This is a genomic window from Sulfitobacter sp. OXR-159 (assembly GCF_034377145.1).
In the GTDB taxonomy this organism is placed as follows: Bacteria; Pseudomonadota; Alphaproteobacteria; order Rhodobacterales; family Rhodobacteraceae; genus Sulfitobacter.
In genome coordinates this window covers 2,475,251-2,487,500 of record NZ_CP139707.1, presented here as the reverse complement: position 1 = coordinate 2,487,500, position 12,250 = coordinate 2,475,251, and the positions used below count along the sequence as shown (strand labels likewise).

Sequence of the window (12,250 nt, the reverse complement as noted above, 5' to 3'; positions counted from 1 at the left end):
AGCAGAGCGTAGTGTGACATAGTTCCATGTGTCCTTATCGTCCCTCGGGACGGATTGGACACAAGGAGCTTTCTGTGAAGCTGGCGCGTGAGCGATCCGGTGGAGAGATCACTAGTGAGAATGATGACATGAGTAGCGACAAAGAGTGTGAGAGACACTCTCGCCGAAAGTCCAAGGGTTCCTGCTTAAAGCTAATCTGAGCAGGGTAAGCCGACCCCTAAGGCGAGGCCGAAAGGCGTAGTCGATGGGAACCAGGTTAATATTCCTGGGCCAGATGGAAGTGACGGATCTCGAGGGTAGTTCATCCTTATCGGATTGAATGGGCTGCTTAGAGGTCCCTGGAAATAGCTCCATCGCTAGATCGTACCCTAAACCGACACAGGTGGACAGGTAGAGAATACCAAGGCGCTTGAGAGAACTATGTTGAAGGAACTCGGCAAAATACCTCCGTAAGTTCGCGAGAAGGAGGCCCGGTTCCTAGGCAACTAGGGGCTGGGGGCACAAACCAGGGGGTGGCGACTGTTTATTAAAAACACAGGGCTCTGCGAAGTCGCAAGACGACGTATAGGGTCTGACGCCTGCCCGGTGCCTGAAGGTTAAAAGGAGGGGTGAGAGCTCTGAATTGAAGCCCAGGTAAACGGCGGCCGTAACTATAACGGTCCTAAGGTAGCGAAATTCCTTGTCGGGTAAGTTCCGACCTGCACGAATGGCGTAACGACTTCCCCGCTGTCTCCAACATAGACTCAGCGAAATTGAATTACCGGTCAAGATGCCGGTTACCCGCGGTTAGACGGAAAGACCCCGTGCACCTTTACTACAGCTTCACACTGGCATTAGGCCGAACATGTGCAGGATAGGTGGTGGGCTTTGAAACCGAGACGCCAGTCTCGGTGGAGCCTCCCTTGAGATACCACCCTTGTTCTGCTTGATGTCTAACCGCGGACCGTTATCCGGTTCCGGGACCCTGTGTGGCGGGTAGTTTGACTGGGGCGGTCGCCTCCTAAATCGTAACGGAGGCGCGCGAAGGTTGGCTCAGAGCGGTCGGAAATCGCTCGTTGAGTGCAATGGCAGAAGCCAGCCTGACTGCGAGACTGACAAGTCGAGCAGAGTCGAAAGACGGCCATAGTGATCCGGTGGTCCCAAGTGGGAGGGCCATCGCTCAACGGATAAAAGGTACGCCGGGGATAACAGGCTGATACTGCCCAAGAGTCCATATCGACGGCAGTGTTTGGCACCTCGATGTCGGCTCATCTCATCCTGGGGCTGGAGCAGGTCCCAAGGGTACGGCTGTTCGCCGTTTAAAGAGGTACGTGAGCTGGGTTTAGAACGTCGTGAGACAGTTCGGTCCCTATCTTCCGTGGGTGTAGGATACTTGAGAGGAGTTGCCCCTAGTACGAGAGGACCGGGGTGAACGATCCACTGGTGGACCAGTTGTTATGCCAATAGCAGTGCTGGGTAGCTATGATCGGACAGGATAACCGCTGAAGGCATCTAAGCGGGAAGCCCCCCTCAAAACAAGGTATCCCTGAGAGCCGAGGTAGACCACCTCGTCGATAGGCCAGAGATGTAAGCGTGGTAACACGTTCAGTTGACTGGTACTAATTGCTCGATAGGCTTGATTTGATCCAGTAGAAGCAAGACTTCAACTTATCAATCAAAAGCATACACATACAATCAGTGGTACATGACTTGGACAAACAACGCTCAGCGCTGCAGTGGTGACCCCGTCGCTCTGCTGCGCAGAGCGCTTTATCAGGAATTTATTTGGTTTGGTGATCATAGCGCGAGCAAAACACCTGGTCCCATCCCGAACCCAGCCGTTAAGTGCCGTAGCGCCGATGGTACTGCGTCTTAAGACGTGGGAGAGTAGGTCATCGCCAAACCTAATAAGTTCCTGATAAAAACAGTATCTCTCCACGATCAACAGAATAACAAAACCGCCGCAGCTATAAAGCTGTGGCGGTTTTGCTTTGTAAAACTACTCTTTTCTCGGATTGTTATGACGCCCGGTTACTGCAGTCGCGGCTTCCCATCCGCTTGACCCCGCCCAAGGCCCTGTCACAGTGGCGTCAAAGTCGGCGGCTGGGAGGCAGGACATGGATATTGAAACGCTCTTTGGGCTGGAGGGGAAAACCGCACTGATCACTGGCGGCGCCACGGGCATCGGGCGCATGGCGGCTGAAGCTTTGGTGCGGGCGGGCGCGCGGGTTTTGCTGGCCAGCCGGACCGGAGAGGCCTGCCAAGCAGTCGCAGAGGAGTTGAATGCGTTAGGCGCCCGGAGCAGTGCCGAAGGTTTCGCCGGGGATGTCGGCAGCGAAGAGGGCGTTGACGCGCTCGTGGCCGAGGTTCAGGCGCGCGGCGACCGGCTGCATATTCTCATGAACAACGCGGGCGTGACATGGGGCGCGCCGCTGGGGCAATTCCCCTTCCGGGCATGGGATAAGGTCATGGGCGTCAATGTTGCCGGCCTTTTCGATTTGACGCAAAAGCTGCTGCCTCTGTTACGGGCCGGGGCCACGGCGGATGATCCGGCACGGGTCGTAAACGTGGGCTCGGTCATGGGCGAGCGCGAGATGGGCGACGGAGCCTATAGCTACGCCGCCTCCAAAGCGGCGGTGATCCACCTGAGTAAAATCCTCGCTAAGGAACTGGCCGGGGAGGGGATCACAGTGAACGCGCTGGCGCCGGGGCCGTTTGTCTCGCGTATGACGGCCTTCGCCACCCAAGATGAGACCACGCGCGAAGCCGTGGGCAAAGATGTCCCGCTTGGGCGTGTCGGCCGCGATGAAGATATCGCAGGCTGCATGCTGTTCCTCTGCGGGCGCGGCGGGGCTTATGTCACCGGTGCGGTGATCCCGGTCAGCGGCGGCATCAACGTGATGTCAGGCCCCAATATTTTTGAAAGAGCATTGTCATGACACATACGAAAACTCAGACGGAGACCGCCCATGCGTGACGACAGCCATCTACCCCAAGCCCTGCGCGGGCTGCGCCTGCCGCTGGTCGCCTCACCGATGTTCATCCTTTCGGGGCCCGAGTTGGTCATCGCGCAGTGTAAGGCCGGGATCATCGGGTCTTTCCCGGCATTGAATGCCCGCGAGGCCGAGGGCGAGCCGCCGCTGCTCGATACGTGGTTGACCCAGATCACCGAGGCTTTGGACAAGTACAATCAAGAGAACCCGGACCGGCCTGCGGCGCCTTTTGCGGTGAACCAGATCGTGCACCGCTCCAACAGCCGGTTGGAGCGCGACCTTGAGATTTGCGTAAAGCATCGGGTGCCGATCTGGATCACCTCACTGGGCGCACGGGTGGAGGTGAATGAGGCCGCGCATTCCTGTGGCGGTGTGGTCCTGCATGACATCATTAACAACCGCTTTGCCCGGAAGGCGATTGAGAAGGGCGCCGATGGGCTGATCGCCGTGGCCGCCGGGGCCGGGGGGCACGCGGGGCCTCAATCACCCTTTGCGCTGATCCGCGAAATTCGCGAATGGTTCGATGGCCCGCTTCTGCTCTCTGGGGCTTTGGCCACGGGCGAGGGGCTCTTGGCCGCGCGTGCCATGGGGGCGGATTTGGGCTATATGGGGTCGGCCTTTATCGCCACGCGAGAGGCCAACGCCGTGCCGGGTTACAAAGACATGATCGTCGCTGGCGGCGCGGATGACATCGTTACCTCCTCGCTCTTCACCGGGGTGTCGGGCAACTACCTGCGACCTTCGATTGAGGCGGCGGGGATGGACCCGGACAACCTGCCATCGGCGGATGCCTCTTCGATGAACTTCGGTTCTGGCTCCTCCAAGCCCAAAGCGTGGAAGGAAATTTGGGGCGCGGGGCAGGGCATTGGCGCGGTCAAGCAAATCGGCGGGGTGGCTGAACTGGTGGACCGGATCGAGACCGAATACCGCACCGCTGGGGTGCGGTTGGCCGCGGAGTTTGCGCAATGAGCACGGATACGCAAACCTTGGACGAGGCGGCTGTCTGCCACTGGTTGGAAGCAAACCTGCCGGGCTTTGCCGGGCCGCTTGAAGTGACCAAGTTTCAGGCGGGCCAATCGAACCCCACCTTCCTGCTTTCAACCCCTGCGCATGACTATGTTCTGCGCCGCAAGCCCCCGGGAACGCTGTTGAAATCCGCCCATGCGGTGGACCGGGAGTTTCGGGTGCAAAGGGCGCTGGCCGACAGTCAGGTGCCGGTCGCGCCGATGCATCTGCTCTGTGAGGATGAGAGCGTCATCGGCTCGATGTTCTATGTCATGGACCATGTTCCGGGCCGCAATTTCAACGATCCGACCCTGCCGGAACTCACCCCGGCCGAGCGCGGCGCGGTCGTGGATGAGATGAACGGCGTGTTGGCCGCCTTGCATGAGGTCGATATCGACGCGGTTGGCCTGTCGGACTATGGCCCGCCGGGCAACTATTTTGAGCGGCAGGTGGGGCGCTGGTCAAAGCAGTACCGCGCGTCTGAGACAGAGCCACAGCCCGATATGGATGCGCTGATGCAGCGCTTGAGTGCCGAGTTGCCCGAAGATGACGGGCAGCGCACATTGGTGCACGGGGACTACCGCATCGACAACATGATCTTTGATACCCATGGCACCGCCTGCCGCGCGGTTTTGGATTGGGAGCTTTCCACAATCGGTCACCCCTTTGCCGATCTCGCCGCCGTCATCATGCAATGGCAGATGCCCGTGGGGGCCGAGGGGCGCGGCTTGGCCGGGGTGGACCGCAAAGCGCTTGGCCTGCCGACCGATGCGGAGTTTATCGCCGCCTATTGCCGCAGGCGCGGGCTAAAGGGGATCGACAACTTCGGCTATTATCTCGCCTTTTGCTTTTTCCGCATGGCCGCCATCATCCAAGGCGTGCTGAAACGCGCGTTGGAGGGCAATGCCTCAAACCCCGAATATGGGCTGAAATTAGGGCAATATGTCCCGGTTTTTGCGCGCCACGGGCTAGAGGCGCTGGATCGCGACCGCTGACCGGGCGGCGGGCCTTTTGGCGCTTGAGCTTTGGGGCGAAAACCTGTTGCTAGGGCCGTGAGACCCGGCCTGAAAGGATGACTCATGACCAATGCTGCGCGACAATTGCTTGATCTGTTGGATATCGAACAGCTTGAGGTCGATCTGTTTCGGGGCACCGGTGCGGGGGGCGAGACCTCGATGCGGATCTTTGGCGGCCATGTCATCGCGCAGGCATTGATGGCCGCATATCGCACGGTGCCCGAGCGCGCGTGCCATTCGCTTCATGCCTATTTCATCCGGCCCGGGGATCCGAAGATCCCGGTGATCTATCAGGTCGACCGCGCCCGGGATGGGGGCAGTTTTACGACCCGGCGGGTGGTGGCGATCCAGCATGGCAAGCAGATCCTGAACCTGTCGGCGTCTTTTCAGGTGGAGGAGGAGGGGTTTGACTGGCAGCATGAGATGCCGCAGGTCTCCGCCCCCGAAAACTGGCCGGACCGACCTGAGTTGCGCGAGGCGTTTGCCGAGAAACTGCCCGAAAAATATCGCGGGGACTTTCTGCGCGAGCGACCCATCGAGATTCGGGAGGTCGAGCCGCGCGATTTCATGACGCCCGAAAAGGTCGACGACCGCAACTACCTGTGGTTCCGCATGGCCGCCGCCGAAGGCCAGAACCCGGTCATGCAGCACGCGCTACTGGCCTATGCCTCTGATATGAACCTGCTGGGCTCGTCGCTGCGGCCCCATGGGCTCACGTGGTTTCAGGGCAAGGTGATGACGGCAAGTCTGGATCACGCCATGTGGTTCCACGCGCCGATCCGCTTTGACGAATGGCACCTTTACGCGCTGGATGCGCCGTTTACCGGCGGGGCGCGGGGATTTAATCGCGGGATGATTTACAATCAGAACGGGCAGTTGGTGGCGAGCGTAGCGCAAGAGGGGCTGCTGCGCCCGATACGTCCAAAAGGCGAAGGTTAAGGGCAGCCCCCTGAGGGGCGATGCCCGCTGTGTCACCGGACAGGTGTTTTCTAGCTGTCGTTCGGCCCCCCGAACCGCCGGTTTAGCCTGCGCATCCCGCCGATCCAGCGGTCATAATCCTGCGCCTTGCCTCGGATATAGTCGCGTACCTGTGGATGCGGCAGCACCAGAAACACCTCATCGCGGATCGCCTGCACGCAGGCGTCGGCCACGGGTTCTGGCTCAAGCATGCCGTCGATCGCGGCGACATGATCCTCCAGTCCGCGCATCATTTCGGTCCGCACCGCCTGCGGGCAAAGCACCGAAACCTTGATCCCATCATCGCCATAGGTCATCGCCAACCATTCAGCGAGGCCAACGGCGGCGTGTTTCGTCACCCCGTAAGGCGCGGCCCCGACCTGATTGAGCAGACCCGCTGCCGAAGCGGTGTTGAGCAAGTAACCTCCGCCCCGCGCGCGCATCAGCGGCACCAGATGCCGCGCGGCGCGCACATGGCTCATCACGTTGATCTCCCAAATGCGCTGCCAATCGGCATCCGGCACCTCGACCCCGCCCTCGACCGAGATGCCAGCGTTGGAGCAGAATAGATCAATCGGCCCAATGTCACGCTCGACGGTTTCGATCAGCTGGGCAATCTCGACCTCATGTGCGACATCGACGCGAAAGCCCGTGCCGCCAACCTCGGCCGCCGTCGCATCGGCCCCCGGGCCGTCGATATCCACACAGACCAGATGCGCTGGCGCTTCCTTGGCAAAGCGCAGGGCCATGGCCCGCCCGATGCCGCTGGCCGCCCCGGTGATGACGATGACGCGCCCCGCGAGATCCATATCAGCTGTCGCCGTCAGAGCCGCGCGTGTTCGACGCCTGAAACGCCTTCACCTCGGCCCGCGCGATGACCTGATGGTGCACCTCATCCGGCCCATCGGCAAAGCGCAGCGCGCGCTGCCACGTGTACATGCCCGACAGAGGGCTCCACTGGCTCATCCCCGTGGCGCCATGCACCTGCATCGAGGCGTCGATGATCTCACAGGCTTTTTCTGGCACCAGCGCCTTAATCATGCTGACCCAGATGCGGGCCTCTTTGTTGCCCAGCACATCCATCGCTTTGGCCGCCTTCAACACCATTAGCCGCATCGCTTCGATGTCGATCCGCGCGCGGCTGATGGTCTCCATGTTCTTACCAAGGTCGATGATTTTCTTACCAAAGGCCTCACGCCCCAGCCCGCGTTCAATCATCAGATCCAGCGCTTTTTCCGCCGACCCGATAGAGCGCATGCAGTGGTGAATCCGCCCCGGCCCAAGCCGCACCTGACTGATCTCGAACCCGCGCCCTTCGCCCCAAAGCACGTTTTCACGCGGCACGCGCACATCGGTGAACCGGATATGCATATGCCCATGCGGCGCGTCGTCATGGCCAAAGACATGCATCGGGCCAAGGATCTCCACCCCCGGCGTGTCCATCGGCACGAGGATCTGGCTCTGCTGGCGGAAGGTTTCAGCCTCGGGCGAGGTTTTCACCATGACGATCATGATCTTACAGCGTGGATCGCCCGCCCCGGAGATATAGAATTTTTCGCCGTTGATTACCCAATCGTCGCCATCCAACACCGCGCTGGTAGAGATATTGCGCGCGTCTGAAGAGGCGACATCAGGCTCCGTCATCGCAAAGGCCGAACGGATTTCGCCCGCGAGCAGGGGCTTCAGCCATCGCTCCTTTTGCTCTGGCGTGCCGACACGCTCCAGCACCTCCATATTGCCGGTATCGGGCGCCGAGCAGTTCAGCGTTTCCGGGGCCAGGGGGCTTTTGCCCAGTTCAGCGGCGATATAGGCGTAATCAAGATTTGCCAGCCCTTCGCCGGTTTCCGCATTGGGCAGGAAGAAGTTCCACAACCCCGCTTCTCGCGCCTTTTGCTTGGCCCCATCGAGCAGTTCCAATTGACCCGGCGCATAGGACCAACGGTCGGCGCGGCCTTCGCCAAGGCGAAAAAACTCCTCGGTGATCGGATCGACATTCTCGCGGATGTGCTTGGTAACAGCCGCCAAAAGCGGCTTGGCCTTTTCTGACATTTCGAGATTGTTCATGTCCAAGGTCTGATCGATCATCCTATGCTCCCGGTGATGATGGTTCGCGGTGCCGCCCGGTTCCTCCAAAGGCGGCCCTTTGGGGGGAGCCTATGCAATCGCTGCTAGCTTGCCAATCACGGGCAGGGGGCACCACGCTTTACGCCGCGTCATTATGGCGTTGAAACCCGCGCGCAGGCGTTTAAGTTCAGGATATGACAGATGCATTGATCAAAGACGTTCTCACCCGCACCCGCCGCATCGCGGTGGTTGGCGTCTCTCCGAACCCGGCGCGGCCCAGCCACTATGTCGCTGAATATCTTCAGCAAAAGGGCTATGACGTGGTGCCGGTCAACCCCATGCATGCTGGCAAAGAGGTCTTTGGCAAGACCATCGTCGCCACTCTGGCTGAGATCGACCCGCCGGTGCAAATGGTCGACATCTTCCGCCGCTCCGAGGATGTGCCCCCCGTCGTCGATGAGGCGCTCGCGGCCTTTCCCGATCTGGAAACGATTTGGATGCAGATGGGGATCACCAATGCCGTAGCAGCGGCCAAGGCCGAAGCGCGTGGCGTGGATGTGATCCAAGACCGCTGCCCCAAGGTGGAAATCCCGCGTCTGCTCGGGTGATTACTTGCGCGCGGCCTTCTCAGCGATGCCCGAGGTCGACTGGCGGCGCGCCAGTTCATCCAGCACATCACTCAGCGGCACATCCCGCGCTGCCAGCATGACGAGTAGGTGATATAGCACATCCGCTGCTTCCGAGGTAAGCCCCCTCGGATCGTTCTTCACCGCCTCAATGATCGCCTCAACCGCTTCTTCGCCAAACTTCTCGGCGCATTTTTCAGGCCCTTTGGCCAGCAATTGCGCCGTCCAACTGCTTGAGGGATCAGCGCTTTTGCGGCTCAGAATGGTGGCGTAAAGATCATCAAGCGTCATGAAAGCCTCATTGGAATGCCTGCTGCGGCCATATGCTGCTTGGCCTCCTGCACGGTATATTCGCCAAAGTGAAAGATCGAGGCTGCCAGCACCGCCGAGGCACCGCCTTCGATCACCCCGTCCACGAGATGATCCAAATTGCCGACCCCGCCGGAGGCGATCACCGGCACCGACACGGCATCGGAAATGGCGCGGGTCAGCGGCAGGTTGAACCCCTGTTTGGTGCCATCACGGTCCATCGAGGTCAGCAGAATCTCCCCCGCGCCCTTGGCGGCCACGGTGCGGGCGAATTCGACCGCATCGATGCCCGTGGGCTTGCGACCGCCATGGGTGAAAATCTCCCATTTGCCGGGGCTTACGGTCTTGGCGTCAATCGCGCAGACGATGCATTGGCTGCCAAAATGATCCGCCGCTTCGGCGATCACATCCGGGTTCGCCACAGCGGCGGAGTTGAAACTGACCTTGTCGGCCCCCGCCAGCAGCAAGGCCCGCACATCCGCCACGGTTCGCACACCACCGCCCACGGTCAGCGGGATATAGCAATGCTCCGCCGTGCGAGTGACCAGATCGAACATCGTGCCGCGGTTTTCATGGGTGGCGTGGATATCAAGGAAACAGAGCTCATCCGCCCCAGCCGCATCATAGGCAATGGCGGCATCCACCGGATCGCCCGCATCCCGCAGGCCGACAAAGTTCACGCCCTTGACGACGCGCCCATCGGCCACGTCGAGACAGGGGATGATGCGGGTCTTCAGCATGGCTCAGCCCTTCAACATCTTCATGGCTTCGGTCAAATCGATGGCGCCGTCATAAAGCGCCCGACCCGAGATCGCGCCCTCGATCACCCCGGTGTCGCGCAGTGCGGCCAAATCTTCGAGCGACGAGACCCCACCCGAGGCGATCACAGGGATCGAAACCGCCCGCGCCAGATCGGCCGTCGCCTCAACATTCGGCCCGCCCATCGCGCCATCGCGCATGATATCGGTATAGATAATCGCGGCCACGCCCGCGTCCTCAAAGGATTTCGCGAGATCGGTGGCCATGACATCGGTCTCCGTCGCCCAGCCCTTGGTTGCAACCCGGCCGCCCCGTGCATCGATTCCCACGGCAACATGACCGGGGAAGGCGGCGGCTGCCTCGCGGACCAGTTCAGGGTTCTCTACAGCAACGGTGCCCAGAATGACCCGTGCCAAGCCCTTATCCAGCCAGCTTTCGATCGTCGCCATATCGCGAATGCCACCGCCCAACTGCGCGGGCACCTTGCAGGCCTTCAAAATCGCCTCGACCGGGGCGGCGTTCACCGGCGTTCCGGCAAAGGCGCCATTAAGATCAACCAGATGCAGCCATTCGCAGCCCGCCTCGACGAAACTCAACGCCTGCGCGGCAGGATCGTCGTTGAAAACGGTAGCGCGGTCCATATCGCCATGCACGAGGCGCACGGCCTGACCGTCTTTGAGATCAATAGCGGGGTAGAGGATCATGGCCGGGCCCTTGTTCTGAACGTTGGTTTCCTTTTGCACGTCGCCAAGGATTTTGCAACGCGACCCTAGTGCTCTGAGTCTGACACTTCCTACCTGTTTCCGCGAGTTTCATCGAGCTTGTCCAGCGCGCGACGTTCCCGGGTGAGGATATCCTCTGCGGTTTTGGTCCATTTGAAGGGCCTTGGCTTCTCGTTGTGGTGGGCCAGATAGTCGTAGATCGCGGCCTCAAGATCATCGACGCTGGAATAGCTGCCGCGCCGGATGCGCCTTGATGTGATCTCGGCAAAGAAGCGCTCCACCAGGTTCAGCCATGACGCGCTGGTGGGCGTGAAGTGCAGCTTGAAGCGCGGATGCTTTTCGAGCCAGGCCTTTACCTCAGGCGTCTTGTGGGTGGCGTAGTTGTCGAGCACCAGATGCACATCGCGCCGCGTGGGCACAGCCTTGTCGATCTGTCGGAGGAATTTCAGGAACTCCTGCGCACGATGGCGTGGCATGCAATCGCCAATGACGGTGCCTGATTTCACATCCAGCGCAGCAAACAGCGTGGTCGTGCCATGGCGTTTGTAATCGTGCGTTACGGTCGCGGCACGGCCCTTCTTGAGCGGCAGTCCGGGCTGGGTGCGATCCAGCGCCTGGATCTGGGATTTCTCATCGACGCAGAGCACCACGGCACGGTCTGGCGGGTCGAGGTAGAGCCCGACGATATCGGTGACCTTCTCCTCGAACTTTGGGTCGTTCGAGACCTTGAACCCCTTCGTGAGATGCGGCTTCAAGCCAGCTTCTGCCCAGATGCGGCCGACGCTCGACGGCGAGATGCCCATGGCTTCGGCCATTAGCGCGCGGCTCCAGTGCGTTGCATTGGGCGGGGTTTCCTGCACCGTCTTGGCGATCACCTTCAGCCTTGTTTCCACGGGCAAAGGCGGCACCCGCGAGGGTCGCGTCTTGTCACGCTTGAGACCGGCCACGCCCTCATCGAGATACCGCTGCTGCCAGCGCCAGACCGTGGGTTTCGACGTGCCCGCGCGTCGCATAATCTCGAACGTGCCATGACCGTCCGCTGTGGCCAGGACGATCTCGGCCCGCCAGACAAGCTTGCGCGCAGTGTTGCGGTTGCTGATCAGGGCTTGAAGCTCAGTACGGTCGGCGGGGCCAAGGTAAAGGCAGATGTCATGGCGTCTCATGCCTCAAATATGGCACATCACGTTGCCGATGGGAATCTCCTGTCAGGTGGAGAACACTAGGTCAGTCTTGCCCGAAAGAAAGTTGTGTCTAACACTAAACCCAGATCGGGAGGAGAGATCATGAAACAGTTTTTTGCAGCGGCCCTTCTGGGCCTTGGCCTGACCGGTGCCGCCCATGCGGCGGATCCGGCAGTCGGTACATGGCAAACGCAGGTGGATGACGGCGCTTACGCCCATGTGAAAATGGCCCCCTGCGGCGGGGCGATCTGCGGCACTATCGCGCGCACGTTCAACGACAGCGGTGAGTATAAATCGCCCAATATCGGCAAAACGCTCGTTATCGATATGAAGCCCCAGGGCGGCGGCAAATACGCCGGTAAAGTATGGCGCCCGTCGAACGGCAAAATCTATATCGGCAAGATGGACGTCTCGGGCAAATCGCTCAAACTTTCGGGCTGCGTCGCGGGCGGGCTGATTTGTTCGAAACAGACCTGGGCGCGCCTTAAGTAACGCCGTTACCTCGATACGAAAGTCAGAAGGCGCGAGGAACGATCTCCGCGCCTTCTTTGTGTTTTGCGGAAGGCAAGCGCAGCGCAGAGGTATTTGTAAAAGGATGAAGTTGAAGAGGGTCTTTCTTCAACTTCATCCTTTCTTAAA

General features: G+C 60.3%; 12 protein-coding genes and 2 rRNA genes (1 of these 14 only partly in view). 8 read left to right on the top strand and 6 right to left on the bottom strand.

Features of this window, described 5'->3' with window-relative positions:
* From T8A63_RS12760 to T8A63_RS12735, 6 genes are all read left to right on the top strand, one after another.
* Positions 1 to 1,623, top strand: a 23S ribosomal RNA gene (locus tag T8A63_RS12760); it begins 1,281 nt to the left of the window's first position.
* A gap of 145 nt (positions 1,624 to 1,768) precedes the next feature.
* Positions 1,769 to 1,883, top strand: a 5S ribosomal RNA gene (gene rrf, locus T8A63_RS12755).
* Between the two features lie 213 nt (positions 1,884 to 2,096).
* On the top strand, positions 2,097 to 2,918 hold the full coding sequence (locus T8A63_RS12750; RefSeq protein ID WP_322344019.1) for an SDR family oxidoreductase: 822 nt from the start codon (positions 2,097 to 2,099) through the stop codon (positions 2,916 to 2,918).
* 30 nt (positions 2,919 to 2,948) lie between these two features.
* Positions 2,949 to 3,941 carry a nitronate monooxygenase family protein gene (locus T8A63_RS12745; RefSeq protein ID WP_322344018.1) on the top strand — a complete coding sequence of 331 codons (993 nt, stop codon included), beginning with the start codon at positions 2,949 to 2,951 and terminating at the stop codon, positions 3,939 to 3,941.
* Positions 3,938 to 4,972, top strand: a complete 1,035-nt coding sequence (locus tag T8A63_RS12740) for a phosphotransferase family protein (RefSeq protein ID WP_322344017.1) — start codon at positions 3,938 to 3,940, stop codon at positions 4,970 to 4,972. Before T8A63_RS12745 ends, T8A63_RS12740 begins: the two co-directional genes overlap by 4 nt.
* A gap of 84 nt (positions 4,973 to 5,056) precedes the next feature.
* On the top strand, positions 5,057 to 5,932 hold the full coding sequence (locus tag T8A63_RS12735; RefSeq protein ID WP_067629318.1) for an acyl-CoA thioesterase: 876 nt from the start codon (positions 5,057 to 5,059) through the stop codon (positions 5,930 to 5,932).
* A gap of 50 nt (positions 5,933 to 5,982) precedes the next feature.
* Here T8A63_RS12735 and T8A63_RS12730 read toward each other — a convergent pair whose 3' ends face one another.
* Positions 5,983 to 6,759: an SDR family oxidoreductase gene (locus T8A63_RS12730; protein ID WP_322344016.1), complete on the bottom strand. Its 777-nt coding sequence runs from the start codon at positions 6,757 to 6,759 to the stop codon at positions 5,983 to 5,985.
* Between the two features lies 1 nt (position 6,760).
* On the bottom strand, positions 6,761 to 8,035 hold the full coding sequence (locus T8A63_RS12725; RefSeq protein WP_416153212.1) for an acyl-CoA dehydrogenase family protein: 1,275 nt from the start codon (positions 8,033 to 8,035) through the stop codon (positions 6,761 to 6,763).
* A 173-nt stretch (positions 8,036 to 8,208) separates the two neighbouring features.
* Here T8A63_RS12725 and T8A63_RS12720 point away from each other — a divergent pair, with 173 nt between their 5' ends.
* Positions 8,209 to 8,622, top strand: a complete 414-nt coding sequence (locus tag T8A63_RS12720) for a CoA-binding protein (protein ID WP_067629322.1) — start codon at positions 8,209 to 8,211, stop codon at positions 8,620 to 8,622.
* On the opposite strand, the gene T8A63_RS12715 is transcribed toward T8A63_RS12720, so the two are convergent.
* The 4 genes from T8A63_RS12715 to T8A63_RS12700 all read right to left on the bottom strand — a co-directional run bounded on the left by T8A63_RS12715 (position 8,623) and on the right by T8A63_RS12700 (position 11,593).
* The gene (locus T8A63_RS12715; protein WP_067629324.1) at positions 8,623 to 8,931 is read right to left on the bottom strand and encodes a phosphoribosyl-ATP diphosphatase; all 309 of its coding nucleotides are present in this window, start codon (positions 8,929 to 8,931) and stop codon (positions 8,623 to 8,625) included. It lies immediately after the preceding gene.
* The gene (hisF, locus tag T8A63_RS12710) at positions 8,928 to 9,689 is read right to left on the bottom strand and encodes an imidazole glycerol phosphate synthase subunit HisF (protein ID WP_067265192.1); all 762 of its coding nucleotides are present in this window, start codon (positions 9,687 to 9,689) and stop codon (positions 8,928 to 8,930) included. Before hisF ends, T8A63_RS12715 begins: the two co-directional genes overlap by 4 nt.
* A 3-nt stretch (positions 9,690 to 9,692) precedes the next feature.
* Positions 9,693 to 10,412 (bottom strand): 1-(5-phosphoribosyl)-5-[(5-phosphoribosylamino)methylideneamino]imidazole-4-carboxamide isomerase, encoded by a 720-nt coding sequence (hisA, locus tag T8A63_RS12705; RefSeq protein ID WP_120350628.1) that lies wholly within the window; start codon positions 10,410 to 10,412, stop codon positions 9,693 to 9,695.
* 89 nt (positions 10,413 to 10,501) lie between these two features.
* A complete protein-coding gene (locus T8A63_RS12700; protein ID WP_067931132.1) occupies positions 10,502 to 11,593 on the bottom strand; it encodes an IS630 family transposase in 1,092 nt (363 codons plus the stop codon).
* A gap of 120 nt (positions 11,594 to 11,713) precedes the next feature.
* Between T8A63_RS12700 and T8A63_RS12695 the strand changes: the two genes are divergently transcribed.
* Positions 11,714 to 12,103 carry a DUF2147 domain-containing protein gene (locus T8A63_RS12695; RefSeq protein ID WP_132446986.1) on the top strand — a complete coding sequence of 130 codons (390 nt, stop codon included), beginning with the start codon at positions 11,714 to 11,716 and terminating at the stop codon, positions 12,101 to 12,103.
* The last annotated feature ends 147 nt before the right edge of the window (positions 12,104 to 12,250 follow it).